The following is a 19,102-nucleotide window of genomic DNA, read 5'->3' as shown; positions in this document are numbered from 1 at the left end:
AAAATGACATAAAGCACAAAAACATCAACACCCTGCCAACAATATGTATTTTACGGCGTGATTTTTAAATCTTTTTTTTGACTTTTATTCGGTATTGGAATTTCAGGTACCAGTCGGTTCACCCATTGGCTCCGTTTATCCTTTTTTAATGTTTTTTTAAAATGTAAATGGTTAAAGTTAAGGGTATTAACACTAACCAACAGAAAGTTGACCAAAATAATTTTTTGAGTATTGTAATCGATTCAACTGATTTAAACGGCGTTCCTCATAATTATTCATCACCCTTTGATCTTGATAGATAATTTCTAAATACTGATTAAAATAAATAAGGCATTGTCGGTTTGCATAAAAGCAAATAGTCATAGTTTCTCCAATCAAATTATTAAGAAAATCAACTTTATTCCGATAAATACCCGCAAAATAAAATTCATTATTATCTTCACTTACTCTTAGGTTGATATAATGCATTTTGCTTTTAGCTACTCGTTGTACGCCCGTTTTATCAACGTACCGATCTGACAAGTTAATTTTGAATATGGGGGGAGGCGATCCAATGTAGTCGATAATAATAGTTAGGACTATAGACAGCCCCACAAAAAGCCAGGCTCTTAATAAAAGAGCAGAAATAACAAATTTGCTAGGTGCTTTCAGGAGAAATAACATCACCTGTTTTAAATTAGCCTTATTTTTTCCCCAGCTCATTGTTTACATCTCCTATTAATTTCAATAAATATTAATACAGCCCAACACTTGTTATTACTACCCCACCTGACTCGCCCATAACCTTGCATATTTTGCTTTTTCCTCAATTAATGTTTGATGATTTCCCGACTCAACCAACTGTCCTTTCTCAATCACAAAAATACGGTCACAATGACGAATCGTATTTAAACGATGTGCAATGCTTATTACCGTTTCTCCCTTTGGTTATTTCCGGTAATCGACTAATAATCGCGGCTTCCGATTCATAATCCAGCGCACTGTTGGCTTCATCGAAGACCAGTATTTGGGGATTGGTGATGAGTGCGCGCGCTAAGGCCAAACGCTGTTTCTGACCGTCCGACAGATTGCCACCGCACTCGCCGATTTGGGTGTTATAACCCTGCGCAAGTTGCTCAATAAATTGATGCGCACCAGCGAGTTTAGTGGTATTGATAACCTGTTGATCATTGGCTTGTGGGCAATACTGACGAATGTTGTCCGATACCGTTCCGGAATAAAGATGACTTTACTTGACCATAGCACCTCAAGCTCGTCGACAGATATGACTTCCGGTGAGGTTTTGTCGGCGCGTTGAATTAAGACTTTATCGTCAGCCATTTTGGCCAATACGATATGATCGCCGTCCACCGTTTCAAAGCTCAGCGGCAGTTTATCGGCACTGAGTTTTTTCCACTTGATAGTGGACTGTTTAAGATGCAACCCGTATTGCTTAGACAACTGCTTTAGATATTGCGAGAGCTTTTTATAGCCCGCATCAAATTTTATAGGCAGCAGCTTAATACCGTTAAGCTGCAACAACATATCGCAGCACCTTAACGCGGCTGGATTAACACTTCCTGTGTTCAAAATAAATCCTTTTAATATATCCGACATTCTGCACAACGTGTAATAAAATGAGTTAATTAAGTTATTTTTTACACTTGATTTACCAATTAAAAAATAAAAAATACTTTATATACCAGATTCGCAAGTTAAAAATAAAAATTATTTAATATCATATACTTATACAATATAGGTACGAAAATCGAGATATGTACCAAGACGCTTTCATTCCTATAAAAACGACTAACTTACAAAATACCACTTAATAAAGTAGCCTTTAGATTTGATAGTTCAATGACATTTAAATCCGAAATCGGATGGTGCAAGATTACGCGGTCTTGTGCAATGAATAAGGAGGAAAGATGCAAGATTGTGCGACATTGCGCAAGAAATAAGGAAGAAATAAGGAAGAAATAAGGAAGAAAAGTGCACAAACATGCAAATAATAAGAAAGGGAAGTGCAAACTCAAGGTGGACAGCAACAGGGTAGGATCTTGTTTTTTATCTAAAAAATAAAAACGTAAGTGCTAATAATCATATAGAAAGTTTCTACGATTCAGGTTCAATCCTAGAATATATTTTATACACACAACTGAAATAAGGGCGTGAAAATGAAGCTATTATGGTGGTATTCATTTACATTAAAACAACACTGTTTGTAATCGGATAATCAAGCTGACTGATTAATATCTGAATATATGGTAGCTATGGCTGCTTAATGGTTATGCACTTCAAGGTTGAATCTGCCGTTCAATATAAACAAGAATACTTTCATTATTAATATAGAAAGCGTCAACAGGGATAAATGAAAGCTTTGCCTGGCTATCACGCGCTAAAGCAAACGCTTGACTGATCACCGCCTCACTGGATTCAGACAGATCAATAGCAACTAACGAATATAAGTCTAGTGCTGTCCTGATATTTTTAATGGGATTTCACTGAACGAAGATATAAAAGAGAAATAGGTCAAGTGACAGAAGCGTACAAAAAAATAACGCCTTGTAATACAGGCGTTATTTTTAGTAAGCGGCAGTGATCAACAGCTCACTGAAGCTAGTTTATCAAAATAATCTGGAAATGTTTTTGAGGTACATTTAGGATCGTTAATTGTCACGGCTGTATTACCCAAGGCAACCAATGAAAAACACATCGCTATACGGTGATCATCATAGGTATCAATTTCGGCATGGGTTAATTTTTCAGGTGCTGTGACCTCAATAAAATCATGCCCTTCAACAACGGTTGCGCCGACTTTACGCAGCTCTGTCGCCATTGCATATAAACGGTCAGTCTCTTTAACCCGCCAGTTATAGACGTTGCGGATTTTAGTTGTGCCCGTGGCAAAGAGTGCGGCAACCGCAAGAGTCATTGCGGCATCGGGAATGTGATTCAAGTCCATATCAATGGCTTTTAACTGACCTTTACTGGCTTTGATATAATCATCGCCCCATTCTATTTTTGCCCCCATTGCTTCCAAGGCATCGGCAAACTGGATATCACCCTGAACGGAGTTTTTACCTATACCGGTCACCTTAATACAGCCTCCGCCGATCGCCCCTGCCGCTAAAAAATAGGAAGCCGATGAAGCGTCTCCTTCCACTAAATAATTTCCGGCTGCGCTATAGGTTTGGTTTGCTTTAATAATAAAACGTTCAAAGTTTTGATTATCAACCTCAATGCCAAAATCCTGCATAATTTGCAGGGTGATTTTAATATAAGGTTTAGAAACCAGTTCACCGACTATTTCAATTTCAGTATCTTCGCTTGCCATGGGTGCGGCCATTAAAAAAGCGGTTAAAAACTGACTGGAAACACTGCCGTCGATTTTAATTTTTCCGCCCTTAAGCCCCGTCCCTTTAATTTTCAGTGGCGGATAATTGTCATTGCCAAGGTAACTCACCTGAGCACCGGCCTGCTTTAATGCATCCACTAAACTGCCGATGGGACGCTCAAACATGCGCGCTTCACCCGTCAGTACATATTCACCCTGACCTAAGCACAAAGCGGCACATAAAGGGCGCATCGCAGTGCCGGCATTGCCTAAGAAAAGCTCCAGTTGACCTGCTTCTGCAGTATTAAATGCCCGCCCTAATCCTTCAACAACGCACTGTTTTTTATCATTTGAAAGCTGATAATTGACCCCCAATTTTTTTAATGCGTTTAACATATGGCGAATGTCATCACTGTCTAGAAGGTTAGTCAGTGTGGTTGTGCCTTTTGCTAAAGCGGCCAGTAAAAGCGCGCGATTAGAAAGACTTTTTGAGCCGGGTAAATTAATCTCACCATCTACTTTTTTGATCGGGTTTAATAATAACTGTTCCATTATATCTGTTTCTCTTATTGCAGGTTTAAGACACGAGTCAGGGCTTGTTTAAAGCGTTGGTTTTCAGCTTCCGTACCGATACTGATACGCAAATGCTCACTTAAGCCGTAGCCCGTTATCGGGCGTACAATGACGCCTTCATGTAATAACTGTTGATAAACCTCATCACCCGATTTTCCGACATTGACCGTGATAAAGTTACCCATTGAATGAATATATTCAAGGCCCTTTTCGCTAAAAAATGCACTCAGGTCTGCCATACCCGCATTGTTTAATTCAATACCTTTCTGCAAATATTCTTGGTCTTGTAAAACGGTTTCTGCGGCCTTAAGCGCTAAGGCATTACAGTTAAAGGGTTGGCGGACACGGTTAAGAATATCGGCAATTTGCGGATTTGAAATGCTGTAACCCACTCGTAATCCGGCAAGGCCGTAGGCTTTTGAAAAGGTTCGGGAAACAATTAGATTTGGGAAGTCGTTAATCAATGCGATAGCATTACCGCGCCGCTCCGCCGCTGCATATTCAAAATAAGCTTCATCCAATACCACTAATACATGCGCAGGTACCTTGCTCAGAAAAGATCTAATTTGATCCGCTTCTAAAAATGTACCCGTGGGGTTGTTAGGATTGGCAATAAAAATAAGTTTGGTTTTATCAGTAACAGCAGCTGCCATTGCCTCTAAATCATGACCGTAATCCTTGGCCGGCACAACCACCGCTTTGGCGCCAATAGCCTGGGTCACTATCGGATAAACGATAAAAGCATACTGCGCAAAGATCACTTCATTTGTCGTGCTGACAAATGCCCGCGCAACCAATTCCAGTAAATCATTGGAGCCGTTGCCAAGGGTAACCTGATTTAATTCGACCTGATATTTATAGCTAAGAGCCTGTTTAAGGTTAAAACCGTTGGCATCGGGATAACGGGTTAACTCAGCAAGTTCACTTTGCAGTGCAGCTTTTACTTTTTCACTGAGTCCTAAGGGGTTTTCATTGGAAGCAAGTTTGACAATATCAGTGATGCCGAGTTCACGTTCTAATTCAGACATTGGTTTACCGGCTTGGTAGGGGTGCAGTTTTTGTACGCCCGCATTCGCAAGCTTTAAAAAATCACAGCTCATTTTTCATCCTTAAGATCTACTGACAATAGGTAGTAAATAATCGGGCCCCACTCCACTTGAGAATACTAAAATCCGCGTCGTGGGGCCTGTTTTATTGCGAGTTATTAACCCATTTTACGCATAGTCAGCTTCAAATCTTGCCATGAAATCAACTAACGCCTGAACACCTTCAATGGGCATCGCATTATAGATACTGGCACGCATTCCGCCGACTAGTCTGTGACCTTTGAGGGTCAGCAGGTTGGCCTGTTTAGACTCTTTCAGGAAAAGCGCATTTAAGCTTTCATTGACAAGTTGAAAGGGAATATTCATACGGCTGCGCACGGATATATCAACGTTATTAGAATAGAATGTAGAGTTGTCGATAAAGTCATAAAGTAACGCGGCTTTGGCTATATTTTTCTTTTCTATTTCGATTATTCCACCCTGCTCTTTTAACCACTTAAAAACGAGGCCCGCAAGATACCATGCGTAAGTGGGTGGTGTATTGAACATTGATCCGGCGTCCGCCTGCACTTTATAATCAAAAATAGACGGGATAACTTTGCGCGCTTTGCCGATTAAATCTTCACGTACAATGACGATGGCTAAACCCGACGGGCCGATATTTTTTTGTGCGCCGGCGTAAATAAGACCGAATTTAGACACATCAATCGGACGGGACAAAATCGTTGAACTCATATCGGCAATCAGTGGTACGACACCGGTTTCAGGTATTTCAAAAATTTCAATACCTTCTATGGTTTCATTGGGGCAATAATGCACATAGGCGGCCCCTGCATTTACTTTCCAGTCAGCTGAAGGTTTAACTGTTATTTTGCCATCGGCTGTTTTGTCGAGAATATTTGTTTCCGTAACACGAGCGTGTTTTTTCGCTTCATCAACCGCTGATTTTGACCATTGCCCGGTGATCAAATAATCCACATTCAATTTATCACCCAGCAGATTTAACGGTACCGCAGAAAATTGCCCGCGTCCGCCGCCATGACAAAAAAGCACTTTATAATTATCAGGCACAGCCAACAAATCACGCAGGTCTTGCTCCGCTTGTTGTGCCATTTCGATATATTCCGGGCTGCGGTGGCTGATCTCCATCACGGAAACCCCCTGCCCTTGCCAGTTACAGAACTCTTCTTGTGCTTTTTGCATAACGGCTTCGGGTAACATAGCCGGACCTGCGCAGAAATTAAATATTTTACTCATCTGTTTTCTTCTTTAGGATATCTATGGGTGAATTGAATTATTTAGGGTAGTAAAACTAGCATTAATTGTGAAATGAATAAACCGCTAGTTAATCTCCATTGAGATTATTCTTCTGTAAAAACAAAAAAAACGGCAGAAGCCGTTTTTTTAACCTCTAAATTTATGCTTATACTTCGTCTGGTTGATCAACCGAAGTTTCAGAGTCTAAGGCAGCGGCTTCACTGTCAATGACCTCGCCTTCTTGGTCAGCTGAAGTATCAGAGTCTAACGCAGCAGTTTCACCGCCAATGACTTCGTCTTCTTCGTAAACGGGCAGATCTTTAACTTCCTCGATGCGCTGCAGAGCAACGATTTTCTCGTCTTCTGCGGTGCGGATTAAAGTCACGCCCTGAGTATTACGCCCGACCACTGACACTTCACTTACGCGGGTACGTACTAAGGTTCCGCGGTTAGTGATCAGCATGATCTCATCGTTTACATCAACTTGAACAGCGCCAACCACTTTACCGTTACGCTCGCTTACTTTAATGGAGATAACACCCTGGGTTGCACGGCTCTTAGACGTGTAGTCTGCAAGCGGAGTACGTTTACCGTAACCATTTTCAGTAGTGGTTAATATATGCCCGGTTTCGTTTGGAATAATCAAGGACACGACTTTTTCGCCCTCTTTTAATTTAATACCACGAACGCCCGTTGCTGTGCGGCCCATTGCCCGAACACCTTTGAACTTGATTTCAGGATTACCCTGTTCATCTAGTACCGGTGCACCATTTTCATCTACTACGGCACTTTCTTCCGCTTCTTTAAAGCGCACAACTTTACCGGCATCGGAGAAAATCATGATTTCATTGCTGCCGTCGGTAATACCAACGCCGATTAACTCATTATCTTCATTAAGATTGATTGCAATCAGACCACTGTTACGCGGACGACTGTAAGCACTTAGTGCGGTTTTCTTCACTGTTCCGTTTGCGGTTGCCATAAACACAAATTTATCATCGGCGTAATCACGCACAGGTAAAATTGCGGTAATACGCTCGCCCTCTTCAAGGGGTAGAATATTAACAATAGGACGACCACGCGCCTGACGTGAAGCTAACGGCAATTGGAATACTTTCAGCCAATATAAACGGCCGCGGGTGGAGAAACATAAAATCGTATCATGGGTACTTGCAACTAACAGTTTGTCGATGAAGTCTTCATCTTTCATCTTAGTCGCCGCTTTGCCTTTGCCACCACGACGCTGTGCTTCGTAATCGGTTAAAACCTGATATTTAACATAACCTTCATGGGAAAGTGTGACCACCACATCTTCTTCAGAGATCAAATCTTCTATGCTCAAATCGGTTTCACTGGCGGTAATTTCAGTACGACGGGGATCTGCAAAGTTGGCTTTAATCTCTTCTAACTCTTCACGGATGACTTCCATCAAACGTTCGGGGTTCTCCAGAATAAATAATAATGCCGCGATAATATCAAGCAGCTCTTTATATTCAGTTAATATTTTTTCGTGTTCAAGACCGGTTAGTTTTTGTAAACGTAAATCAAGAATAGCCTGCGCTTGTATTTCAGTCATAAAGTATTGGTTGTCACGGACACCAAATTCAACGGCTAAACCATCGGGACGTGCCGCATCAACACCTGAAGCTTCAAGCATTGCCGAAACATGACCTAAACTCCACCCCTGCGCTTGTAAGGCGATTTTAGCCTCGCCTGGTGTCGCAGAATGGCGAATCAATGCAATGATCGGTTCGATATTTGCCAGTGAAATAGCCAAACCTTCAAGTATATGTGCACGTTCGCGCGCTTTCTTCAGCTCAAAGACAGTACGGCGCGTGACTACTTCACGTCGGTGTAAGATAAAGGCTTCGAGCATCTCTTTGAGGTTAAACAGTTTTGGTTGACCATGGTCAAGCGCCACGGCATTAATACCAAAGGTAACCTGCATTTGGGTTTGTGCGTAAAGATTATTTAAAACAACCTCTCCCACTTCGCCACGTTTAACTTCAACCACCATGCGCATGCCGTCTTTATCGGACTCATCACGTAACGCGCTGATACCTTCTATTTTTTTATCTTTTACGAATTCAGCAATTTTTTCTATTAAACGCGCTTTATTAACCTGATAAGGAAGTTCATGCACCACGATCGTTTCCCGACCGGTTTTTTCATTAACTTCAATATCCGCTTTTGCGCGTACTTTTATTTTGCCACGACCGGTGTGGTAAGCGTCTACAATACCCTTGCGGCCATTTATAATGCCTGAAGTCGGGAAATCAGGTCCGGGAATATATTCGATTAATTCATTAATCGTAATGTCAGCATCTTCAATCAGTGCTAAACAACCATCGATCACTTCACCTAAATTATGAGGTGGAATATTGGTTGCCATACCGACCGCAATACCTGAAGATCCGTTAATTAACAGATTAGGAATTTTTGTGGGCATGACTTCAGGAATAAACTCTGTGCCGTCGTAGTTAGGGACAAAATCAACGGTTTCTTTATCCAAATCAGCTAATAGTTCGTGCGCCAGTTTCTGCATACGAATTTCCGTATAACGCATTGCCGCCGCGCTATCACCATCGACTGAACCAAAGTTACCCTGGCCGTCGACGAGCATATAACGAAGAGAGAAATCTTGCGCCATACGTACTATCGTATCGTATACTGCGGTATCACCGTGCGGGTGATATTTACCTATTACATCACCAACAATACGTGCTGATTTTTTGTAAGGTTTATTCCAGTCATTACGCAATACGTTCATGGCAAATAAAACACGGCGGTGAACAGGTTTAAGACCGTCGCGTACGTCGGGCAAAGCACGCCCGACAATTACGCTCATCGCATATTCAAGATAAGAAGTCTTTAATTCATCTTCAATGTTGATCGGAGAAACGTCTGATACAAATTCGCTCATAGAGGCCAAGATCCTTGTTTGATTAGTATATCGATTGAATTTTTGTGAGTTGCGCATTCTAACACATATTATTGCTGAAGAGATAAATTCAGCGGCATTTTTCACTTAATAATCCCTGACAATCAATCTACGGCGCAAATAAGCAGCAGCACAGCCTTTATGCTGTTTTTTTGTACAACTCGCTATTTACCTAAAGCGCCTGTGCTTAGTTAATCTTAACGATTTAGCCACCCTGTTGATGTTTTCAGCACAGCTGCGCTGAAAAATATTTGCCCGGCAGTGATTTTTAAATATTTTATCCAGGCGCTTGGAGGACTGAGCTGAATTGTTTTATCTTTATTACTGGTTATAATGTCGCATCTGCAAAAACCGGGTAAAGATTCATGTCAGTCAATACAAGTACAACTTTAAACAATGTTGATCCAAAAGAAATTGAAAAATTCTCAGCAATGGCTGAACAATGGTGGGATTTAGAAGGTGACTTCAAACCATTACATATGCTTAATCCAACACGCTTAGCTTACATAGAGCGCGGCGTTGAAGGATTATTTGCCAAGTCGGTTGTAGATATTGGCTGCGGTGGCGGTATTCTCAGCGAAAGCATGGCAATACAGGGAGCGCACGTCACGGGTATCGATATGGCGCATGCTTCGTTACAAATAGCCAAACTGCACGCTTTAGAGACACAAACAAAAGTACAGTATCAAAAAATAACCGCCGAAGAATTTGCAGCACAACATCCGGGTGAGTTTGATCTGGTGACTTGCATGGAGATGTTAGAGCACGTACCGAACCCCGCCTCTATTGTGCAGGCTTGCTGCGATCTGCTCAAACCCGGTGGTACGGCTTATTTCTCTACTATTAATAAAACCTTCAAGGCGTATTTAATGATGATTGTCGGGGCCGAGCATTTATTGAAATGGGTCCCTAAAGGCACCCACGAATATGAAAAATTTATCCGCCCTTCACAGTTATTAAGCGCTATAGATAGCACCACATTAAACTGTGAAAATTTATGCGGTGTTGAATTTAGTCCCGTTCAGGGCAGCTTTGTTATTACTGAAAATGTCAATGTCAATTACATGTTAAGGTGTACCAAAGCCCTATAACTGTATTTATAATTTACAGGCTCAGATCAGCAGAGAAGCATAAATCCACGGCTTCTCTGTCAATCTATTCGCCTTATTAAGCCTCCATCTTACTTTTCGCAATCGGCTCTAAACATGCTTTCAGTTCTTCATCCGTTGTTGGCATCTTGCCGAACTCAAAAATTTCACGGGAACCTAACATATACGCGCTGGTACCACCATGATCATGATGAAACCACTTTCCACACAAACAGATATCCGTGTAACACTTATCTTCCATATGCAATTTCATAATCTGTCCCCCACAATATGACTTTAAAAATTTAAACAGTATTAATAACAATGGCATTTATTAATAACCTGTTCCTTTTGAATTTAGTCAATTTAAAGGTTAAGGGATCATTAACCTGCCATTAAACAACAAATAACCTTTCTTTTATTGTGGTCTAATGATCTAAGTCAATTTAACCCAAAGCTCTCCAAGGCTTTTCCAAGTTTATTGTAAATAACGAGATTGCACATACAAAACCATAAATCTGGCTGTGTCTAAACGACATAAAATGCACATACAGTAACAGAACCGACGTTATTAATATTTTATTGATCATTATATTTATCGATATTATGACTATTTATAATTTAAAATAAAGGTTGCATTTTACCCATCTCAGCCCCTTCCTTAAGCTATTTGTTAGTTATTACTAACCTGCTTTTTTATGCGCTAGTTATCCACAATTTTATCCACTGTAAAGCTGAAAACATTTGCTTGAAAAAAAACTAAAAAGTCTTTATCTTGTGTCACCTCTCGCTATCAAACACAATATGTTGTGTTTTTGACCAATGCGTAACACTATTAAAAAACTGCATGTTAAGTAACACAGTTGTCGCTAGATATAAGGTATTCTGAATGAACAAAAACCTATTTGTTACAAAACGAAATGGCAAAAGAGAACACATTGATCTTGATAAGATTCACCGTGTGATCACTTGGGCGGCCGAAGGCTTAAAAAATGTTTCGGTCTCTCAGGTTGAATTAAATTCACATATTCAGTTTTATGATGGTATCCGTACCGATGATATACATGAGACGATTATTAAAGCGGCCGCTGATCTTATTTCAGAAGAATCGCCAGATTACCAATATTTAGCGGCACATCTTGCGGTATTCCACCTGCGCAAAAAAGCTTATCAACGTTTTACACCGCCAAGTGTATTTGAACACGTCAGTAAAATGTGCTCTAAAGGCAAGTACGATACGCATCTCCTTGAAGACTATAGCAAGCAAGAATTCGAAGAGATGGAAACATTTATCGACCATGGCCGTGATTTAAATTTCTCCTATGCCGCGGTGAAACAGCTTGAAGGTAAATACCTCATTCAAAATCGTGTCACCGGTGATATTTATGAAAGTGCCCAGTTTCTTTACCTGATGGTAGCAGCATGTCTGTTTTCCGATTATGAACCGGCCATACGTTTGTCTTATATAAAACGTTTTTATGATGCAACTTCGCAATTTAAAATTTCATTACCCACGCCTATTATGGCGGGGGTACGTACCCCTACTCGTCAATTTAGTTCATGCGTATTAATTGAAGCGGGTGATAGCCTTGATTCGATCAACGCAACATCCAGCGCGATTGTTAAATATGTTTCACAACGCGCCGGGATCGGCATTAATGCAGGTCGTATACGCGCACTCGGCAGTGCTATTCGAGGTGGTGAAGCCTTCCATACGGGTTGTATTCCATTTTATAAACACTTCCAAACTGCGGTGAAATCTTGTTCTCAGGGTGGCGTTCGCGGTGGTGCAGCAACGGTTTTTTACCCTGTCTGGCATTTGGAAGTTGAATCTTTATTGGTTTTAAAAAATAATCGGGGTATTGACTCCAACCGTATACGTCATCTCGACTACGGAGTACAACTAAGCCGTTTATTCTACCAACGCCTGATCGACAAACAAAATATCGCCCTGTTCAGTCCTTCCGATGTACCCGGTTTATACGATGCTTTTTTTGAAGATCAAGATGAATTCGAGCGCTTGTATAAATTGTACGAAGCGGATCCGGATATTCGTCAAAAAAGCATTCCCGCCGTTGAGTTGTTCTCTTTGTTGATGCAGGAGCGCGCCAGCACCGGCCGAATTTATATTCAAAATGTCGATCACTGTAATACCCACAGTCCCTTTGACAGTAAGGTTGCTCCGATTCGCCAAAGTAACTTATGCCTTGAAATTGCTCTGCCGACTAAACCCTTGCAGCACATCATGGATGAGGAGGGTGAGATTGCCCTGTGTACCTTATCAGCCCTTAATTTAGGCGCGATTGATTCACTTGATGAACTGGAAGAGCTTTCTGAACTGGCTGTACGCGCATTAGATAATTTACTGGATTACCAGGATTACCCGATAAAAGCTGCTGAAAACAGCAGTATGGCACGTCGAACACTGGGCATAGGCGTTATCAACTACGCTTATTATTTGGCTAAAAACGGGGTTAAATACTCAGATGGCAGCGCCAACAATCTGACCCATAAAACCTTTGAAGCTATTCAATATTACCTTCTGAAAGCCTCCAATAAACTGGCTATCGAGCGTGGTGCCTGCCCTAAATTTAACGAAACACGTTACTCACAGGGTATCTTACCCCTTGATACCTATAAAAAATCGCTGGATAATATTTGTGATGAAGAATATCACCTCGATTGGGAAACCCTGCGCACTGACATTGTCAAACACGGTTTACGCAATTCTACCTTATCGGCATTAATGCCCTCGGAAACATCCAGCCAAATATCTAACGCAACTAACGGCATTGAACCACCACGCGGTTTTGTCAGCGTTAAAGCCAGTAAAGATGGTATTTTGAAACAGGTAGTGCCTGAATATGAAAAATATAAACAAAACTATGAGCTGTTGTGGAACATTCCAAATAACCAGGGCTATCTTGAATTGGTTGGCATAATGCAAAAATTCGTCGACCAAGCAATTTCAGCCAATACTAACTACGATCCAAAACGTTTTACTGATGGTCGCGTGCCCATGACTCACCTTTTAAAAGACTTGCTAGTCGCTTATAAAATGGGTGTTAAGACATTGTATTACCACAATACCCGCGACGGTGCGGACGATGAAAACGTCATCGATGAAGCCGATGACTGTGCAGGCGGTGCATGTAAGATATAATTAGTTATGATGACAAAAAAGAGTGCTCACTTACTAATATAAGCTGAGCATTCTGTTGGTTATAATCAGCCCGTCACATAGCGCTAACAACAATAAAATTTAATACTCTTTAATTCATAAATAAAAAGTTCATCTGGAGCATTCTATGGCTTATACAACTTTCTCAACAATTCCTAATGATGCCATGAAGGAACCCATGTTCTTTGGCAACCCAGTCAATGTAGCGCGTTATGACCAACAACGTTTTACTGTGTTTGAAAAATTAATTGAAAAGCAGTTATCTTTTTTCTGGCGACCAGAGGAGATTGATGTAAGCCGTGACCGTATCGATTTTTTAAACTTACCGGATCATGAGCAGCATATTTTTATCTCTAATCTAAAATATCAAACATTATTAGATTCAATTCAGGGCCGCAGCCCCAACGTTGCCTTATTACCTATTGTGTCATTACCTGAACTTGAAACTTGGATAGAGACCTGGGCCTTTTCTGAAACCATCCACAGCCGCAGTTACACCCATATTTTACGTAATCTGTTTACCGAACCGGGTGAGATTTTTGAAGACATCGTCACTAATGTCGAGATACAAAAACGGGCGACGGATATTGCCGGCTATTATGATGCTTTAATCCATGCCACGCAGTTCATGCAACTGCATGGATTCGAACAAACTGACATTGATTATATCAACCTCGAAAACCAAGTCGAAAAATTAAATCTGCGCGCAATAAAGAAAAAACTTTACCTTTGTATCTGTTCAACGAATGCCTTAGAAGCCATTCGTTTTTATGTTTCTTTTGCCTGTTCATTTGCCTTTGCCGAACGTGATTTATTAGAAGGTAATGCAAAAATAATCAAACTCATTGCGCGAGATGAGGCATTGCACCTTAATTCCACGCAACAAATTTTAAACCTTTGGGCTGACGGAAAAGATGATCCGGAAATGGCTGAGATTGCCATTGAATGTTTTGCTGAAGGTCGGGAAATATTTTTGCAGGCGGCACAGCAGGAAAAAGATTGGGCCAAGTATCTCTTTAAAGATGGATCAATGATTGGCTTAAATGAGCAAATCTTATCCCAATATGTGGAATATATTGCAAATCTGCGTATGCAGGCAATTGGTTACGCGCCTGAATTTGAGATTAAGAGCAATCCTATTCCATGGATCAACAACTGGCTGGTCAGTGATAACGTGCAGGTTGCTCCGCAGGAAACAGAAATCAGCTCTTACCTGGTCGGGCAAATTGACAGTAAAGTTGACAGTGACGATCTCGGGACCTTTGAGCTATAAAATGCCTGTCTGCACAGCTATTAAATGCGCCAGTTATGAGTAAAACAATCACAGTCAACGGCACTGAATATTCACTCGACACCAAAAAAACATTGCTTGAGAATTTAGAAGCTCAAGCAATAAATCAGGAATATCATTGCCGTGATGGTCATTGTGGTGCCTGCCGCTGCATTTTAATAAGCGGGCAGGCTGAATATATAAACTACCCGATGGCCTATCTTCGTGATGGTGAAATATTAACTTGCTGCACAACAGCCAAGCAGGATATTAAACTGCAAACCTATTAAGTTCTGTTGACCTTGCACGCAAAAATACACAGGAAAGGTCAACAGCCCCTAACCCTATCTTCTATCCTCGCAACCTTGTTCATAGATAAATAATACGACCCACCACATGTCAGTCGGTTATTTCCATTTGTATGCTTAATAAGTTTGAAATTATCACTTAAAATTCAATCAAAAAAATAAAATCATGGTAAAGTAAAACTAATAGTGAGGTGATCCACAAATATTTAACATCTCTCTAAAATTATTACGATTACAGATGATAACTCCTTATAATGACAAGCAATAATGAAAAATAGAGATTCGCTCTATTAGACAATGTCATACATTAAAAATGCGCTTTAGACTCAAAAAAGTCACTTTAAAAAATGAATGACAGTAACAGCATGCCCTGATTAAATAGCGTAATAGAAAACAATTTTTAACCGCTACAAAGTGATTCATAATAGAACCAATCAACAGGCCATGCGCCCTTTTAAGCCGCAGAGCTTGAATATATTGGCTATTACTTTGTAGCAGACTAAATAATTATATAAGCACGCTAAACTGATATCACCCTGATACTTACGGATCTTAATTTAATGGATTATTACACTGTTTAAGTTAGCTGCCATTGCACTATTCAGCACGAGTTTATTAAGCTCGAACGCGTTAGCTCGCTCTGAATTTAATCATGCTTATGAAGCCGCTCAGAGTGGTGATTACATGCGTGCGCTTTCATTGTGGAGAAAATTGGCTGAACAGGGCGATCCTGACGCGCAATATGCGTTAGCTTGGATGCATGAAAGCGGGCAAGGAGTTGCAGTAGATTTTAAGCAAGCGGCCCATTGGTATAAACAAGCTGCACTGCAGAATTATGTTGCAGCACAATATGTTCTGGCGTCTATGTATGACAAAGGAAAAGGTCTAACGATAAACCCCGAAAGCGCAGTAGTATGGTACTTAAAAGCCGCTAATCAAGGTGATGTCGAATCCCAATTTCAGTTAGGTTTACACTATCGAGACGGTAACGGTGCAGCGCAAAATGATCTGCAAAGTTTTATTTGGTTTAGCAAAGCAGCAGAGCAAGGATATCTCACTGCACAACTCTATCTGGGTCAAATCTACCAGTCTGGCAAAGGCGTTAAACAAGACGATCAGGCGGCGATAAAATGGTACAAGAAGGCGTCTTTACAAGGTAATAGCTCAGCAACTTATCACCTTGCTTATATGTATGAGCTTGGCCGCGGCGTTGTTCAGGATAATCAACGTGCGCAATCGTTATATCTCGCATCAGCGGCAAAAAACTTTGCTCCTGCAGCTTATAAAACCGCTGAATTTCACGAAAATGGTAAAGTGGATAAAGTCGATTTTGAACAAGCGATAAAATGGTACAAAAGAGCGGCTAATACCGGTAATAGAGCAGCAGAATATAAACTTGCCAATTTTTATCAAAATGGTCTCGGTGTGGAGAGAAATATCCGCATTGCCATTGAATGGTACGAGCAAGCTGCAGTACAAGATAATGCGCAAGCGAATTATCACCTTGGTCTTATTTATGAAAATGGCGAACAGGGCATCAACGTTGATAAATCAAAAGCCTTTGCTTATTATCAAAAGGCTGTCGCGTTAGGTGATCTTTATGCAAACGGGCATTTGGCCATTTTTTATGAGCAGGGTATGGGGATTCCCGTGGATATTGGGCACGCGCTGGAATTATACCAAAAGTCTCCGGAATCTTGGGCTAAAGTTAACTATCAAAAGCTATCTAAACAGAAACATTGTTTAGATACTGCCACTACAAAGCTTTTTTCGGTAGCAATAGCCTGCGCCAACAGAAAAATATTATCTAAAGAAATTAAAAACCAACAGATTACCGTTATTTCTGAAACCCCGCTTGATTGGTCAGATAGTTATTATACTGGTGCTGCGATTAAAGGCACAAGCCAGCTGAAAATGACCTATACACGTGAAGATTATTTTGCCAGTGCGCAATATACTTTTATCGGCAGAAACGATCCGGATTTAATTGTTCGTATTAAAGAGATAGTAAAACAAAAGTATGCTGAGCCCGATAGCGCTCAAGGTGACCCGGCAAAAGGCGAGGCAAGTTTTCAATGGTTATTAAATGACGGCATTAAATTAGTAGTGCAGCGAAAATGGCCCGATACAACAACCTTTGTCACTTATTCACTACCAGCACATGTTAAATTACTGACAGCACAACAAAAAAAATCCCCGAACAAAATGTACCAGTTCGATGATAAAGCTGAAAATAACATAACCGAAAAGGATGAAACTTTATTTTTTTAACGCTTTTTATTGAAATACTATAAAACTTATTTATTACATTTTTTATTGAAAAGTTTTCATGCGCAGGTAAAAATATCAGCAGCGATTAAATTGAACCGCAATGTCCCACCGGCATTACTTCTCCCTTTTTCAGATGAGCTTGATATGGATTTTTCTATACTACTTTTTATTGGCACCGCATTTACCTTCGGCATGGTGGTTAACTTCACCAGCTTACCGCCAATGGTCGGTTTTTTAATAGCAGGTTTTGTCCTTAATTTTTTTGGTTTTGAATCCAGTGAAGGTTTGGTTAACCTGGCAAATTTAGGCGTCACCCTATTACTTTTTTCTATCGGATTAAAATTAGATATTCGCACCCTCTTTAAAAGCGAAGTTTGGGGAGGTGCAAGCATTCATCTTATTGCCAGTATTGTTTTTTATACTCTGCTGTTAGCGTCCTTGAAAGCGCTTGGTTTAATCTTTTTTATTGATCTTGATATAATGGAGTTAATACTTGTCTCCTTTACATTAAGTTTTTCAAGTACCGTCTTTGCGGTAAAAATTCTAGAAGAAAAAAGTGAAACAAACTCACTTTATGGTCGAATAGCGATCGGCATTTTGATCATGCAGGATATTTTTGCGGTGCTGTTTTTAACCATTTCGATCGGAAAAATGCCATCGCTTTGGGCATTTGCATTATTAGGCTTACCCCTTGTCCGCCCGCTTTTGTTTAAACTCTTAGACCGTGCCGGTCACGGAGAGTTGTTAGTTTTATACGGCTTCTTTTTAGCCTTGGTAGTTGGTGCGGGTTTATTTGAATTTGCCGGCTTAAAAGCAGATTTAGGGGCGCTCATTGCAGGAATGCTGCTGGCGGGCCACCCCAGTGCTAAAGATATGGCCAAATCATTATTTAATCTCAAGGAGCTGTTTTTAATCTGCTTCTTTTTGAGTATCGGCTTGGGAGGATTGCCGAATATTGACCATCTTATGGTTGCCGGTATTTTATCCATTTTATTATTAGGGAAAATTATCCTTTATTTTCTAACCTTAAGCCGCTTTAAATTACGCTCGCGAACTTCTCTGTTCACCTCGTTCTCCCTGGCCAATTACAGTGAATTCGGCTTGATTGTCGCCGCCCTTGCCACCCATAAGGGCTGGTTATCTCAAGACTGGTTGATTATCATCGCCATTGCCGTCTCCTTTAGCTTTATTATCGCCTCGTTATTAAATAAATATGCCGATACACTTTACAGCCGTTTTAGCCGTCCTTTAAAACGTTTTCAAGCAACACGCTTACATAAAGATGATCGCCCGGTGCGGGTCGGCGATGCACAAATATTAGTGTTAGGGATGGGCCAAATCGGGACAGGGGCATACAACGCTCTAAATATAATCTACGGTGACCGAGTGATGGGCATCGATTACAATCATCAGAAAACCCTGAAACACAGATCCCATGGAAGACGGGTGATAACCGGTGATGCCTTAGATTCAGATTTTTGGAATAAATTGCAAATAACCAATAAGATTAAACTTATTTTATTGGCCATGCCCGATCATAATGGTAATCGTTATGCGGCGGAGCAGCTCAATAAAATTAACAGCTGCAGTTTTAAAGTTGCGGCACTGGCTCATTACCAAAGCGATGAAACGGAATTAAATGAGTTTGGGGTTGATCAAGTTTACAATATGTACGAAGAAGCAGGCTCAGGGTTTGCCCGCCATGTTTGTTCAGAATTACAAATATCATTGCCAAAAGATCCACACAAACAAGAGTTATAATCCTTTATTTATTAGAATTAGACTTATTTATAACTTATTACTGTGATTTAGTGTGACATTTATTGATTATTCTGCAAAAATCATCTAACA

The 19,102-nt window shown here is 40.6% G+C and carries 13 protein-coding genes and 1 pseudogene; 6 read left to right on the top strand and 8 right to left on the bottom strand.

Annotation, left to right across the window (positions count from 1 at the left end; all coding sequences use genetic code 11):
• Positions 1 to 192: 192 nt before the first annotated feature.
• The 7 genes and pseudogenes from ACJAZP_RS13770 to gyrA form a co-directional block, all read right to left on the bottom strand.
• Positions 193 to 702, bottom strand: coding sequence for a hypothetical protein (locus tag ACJAZP_RS13770; protein WP_415231315.1), 510 nt, complete (start codon positions 700 to 702; stop codon positions 193 to 195).
• A 166-nt stretch (positions 703 to 868) separates the two neighbouring features.
• Positions 869 to 1,156 carry an ATP-binding cassette domain-containing protein gene (locus ACJAZP_RS13765; protein ID WP_415231320.1) on the bottom strand — a complete coding sequence of 96 codons (288 nt, stop codon included), beginning with the start codon at positions 1,154 to 1,156 and terminating at the stop codon, positions 869 to 871.
• A 71-nt stretch (positions 1,157 to 1,227) separates the two neighbouring features.
• A pseudogene (locus tag ACJAZP_RS13760) lies at positions 1,228 to 1,524 on the bottom strand (hypothetical protein); the annotation flags it as partial.
• 1,057 nt (positions 1,525 to 2,581) lie between these two features.
• Positions 2,582 to 3,868, bottom strand: coding sequence for a 3-phosphoshikimate 1-carboxyvinyltransferase (gene aroA, locus ACJAZP_RS13755; protein WP_415231314.1), 1,287 nt, complete (start codon positions 3,866 to 3,868; stop codon positions 2,582 to 2,584).
• A gap of 14 nt (positions 3,869 to 3,882) precedes the next feature.
• On the bottom strand, positions 3,883 to 4,989 hold the full coding sequence (gene hisC, locus ACJAZP_RS13750; protein WP_415231313.1) for a histidinol-phosphate transaminase: 1,107 nt from the start codon (positions 4,987 to 4,989) through the stop codon (positions 3,883 to 3,885).
• A gap of 114 nt (positions 4,990 to 5,103) precedes the next feature.
• Complete coding sequence (gene serC / locus ACJAZP_RS13745) at positions 5,104 to 6,192, bottom strand: 3-phosphoserine/phosphohydroxythreonine transaminase (protein WP_415231312.1); 1,089 nt, start codon at positions 6,190 to 6,192, stop codon at positions 5,104 to 5,106.
• A gap of 166 nt (positions 6,193 to 6,358) precedes the next feature.
• Positions 6,359 to 9,115 (bottom strand): DNA topoisomerase (ATP-hydrolyzing) subunit A, encoded by a 2,757-nt coding sequence (gyrA, locus tag ACJAZP_RS13740; protein WP_415231311.1) that lies wholly within the window; start codon positions 9,113 to 9,115, stop codon positions 6,359 to 6,361.
• Positions 9,116 to 9,498: 383 nt separating this feature from the next.
• Here gyrA and ubiG point away from each other — a divergent pair, with 383 nt between their 5' ends.
• Positions 9,499 to 10,224 (top strand): bifunctional 2-polyprenyl-6-hydroxyphenol methylase/3-demethylubiquinol 3-O-methyltransferase UbiG, encoded by a 726-nt coding sequence (gene ubiG, locus ACJAZP_RS13735; protein WP_415231310.1) that lies wholly within the window; start codon positions 9,499 to 9,501, stop codon positions 10,222 to 10,224.
• A gap of 76 nt (positions 10,225 to 10,300) precedes the next feature.
• Here the strand turns inward: ubiG and ACJAZP_RS13730 are convergent, their stop codons facing one another.
• Positions 10,301 to 10,495 carry a hypothetical protein gene (locus tag ACJAZP_RS13730; protein WP_415231309.1) on the bottom strand — a complete coding sequence of 65 codons (195 nt, stop codon included), beginning with the start codon at positions 10,493 to 10,495 and terminating at the stop codon, positions 10,301 to 10,303.
• Positions 10,496 to 11,110: 615 nt separating this feature from the next.
• Between ACJAZP_RS13730 and nrdA the strand changes: the two genes are divergently transcribed.
• The 5 genes from nrdA to ACJAZP_RS13705 all read left to right on the top strand — a co-directional run bounded on the left by nrdA (position 11,111) and on the right by ACJAZP_RS13705 (position 19,012).
• Positions 11,111 to 13,384 carry a class 1a ribonucleoside-diphosphate reductase subunit alpha gene (nrdA, locus tag ACJAZP_RS13725; RefSeq protein ID WP_415231308.1) on the top strand — a complete coding sequence of 758 codons (2,274 nt, stop codon included), beginning with the start codon at positions 11,111 to 11,113 and terminating at the stop codon, positions 13,382 to 13,384.
• A gap of 145 nt (positions 13,385 to 13,529) precedes the next feature.
• Positions 13,530 to 14,675: a class Ia ribonucleoside-diphosphate reductase subunit beta gene (gene nrdB / locus ACJAZP_RS13720; protein ID WP_415231307.1), complete on the top strand. Its 1,146-nt coding sequence runs from the start codon at positions 13,530 to 13,532 to the stop codon at positions 14,673 to 14,675.
• 35 nt (positions 14,676 to 14,710) lie between these two features.
• Entirely contained in the window at positions 14,711 to 14,962 is a 252-nt protein-coding gene (gene yfaE / locus ACJAZP_RS13715) for a class I ribonucleotide reductase maintenance protein YfaE (protein WP_415231306.1), read from the top strand.
• 702 nt (positions 14,963 to 15,664) lie between these two features.
• Positions 15,665 to 17,251 (top strand): hypothetical protein, encoded by a 1,587-nt coding sequence (locus ACJAZP_RS13710; RefSeq protein WP_415231305.1) that lies wholly within the window; start codon positions 15,665 to 15,667, stop codon positions 17,249 to 17,251.
• Between the two features lie 144 nt (positions 17,252 to 17,395).
• Positions 17,396 to 19,012: a cation:proton antiporter gene (locus ACJAZP_RS13705; RefSeq protein WP_415231304.1), complete on the top strand. Its 1,617-nt coding sequence runs from the start codon at positions 17,396 to 17,398 to the stop codon at positions 19,010 to 19,012.
• Positions 19,013 to 19,102 lie beyond the last annotated feature (90 nt).

Origin of the sequence: Psychromonas sp. (assembly GCF_047632955.1) — a bacterium.
Taxonomy (GTDB): Bacteria; Pseudomonadota; Gammaproteobacteria; order Enterobacterales; family Psychromonadaceae; genus Psychromonas.
The sequence above is the reverse complement of the archived record's forward strand: the minus strand, read 5'-3'. Positions and strand labels throughout refer to the sequence as shown.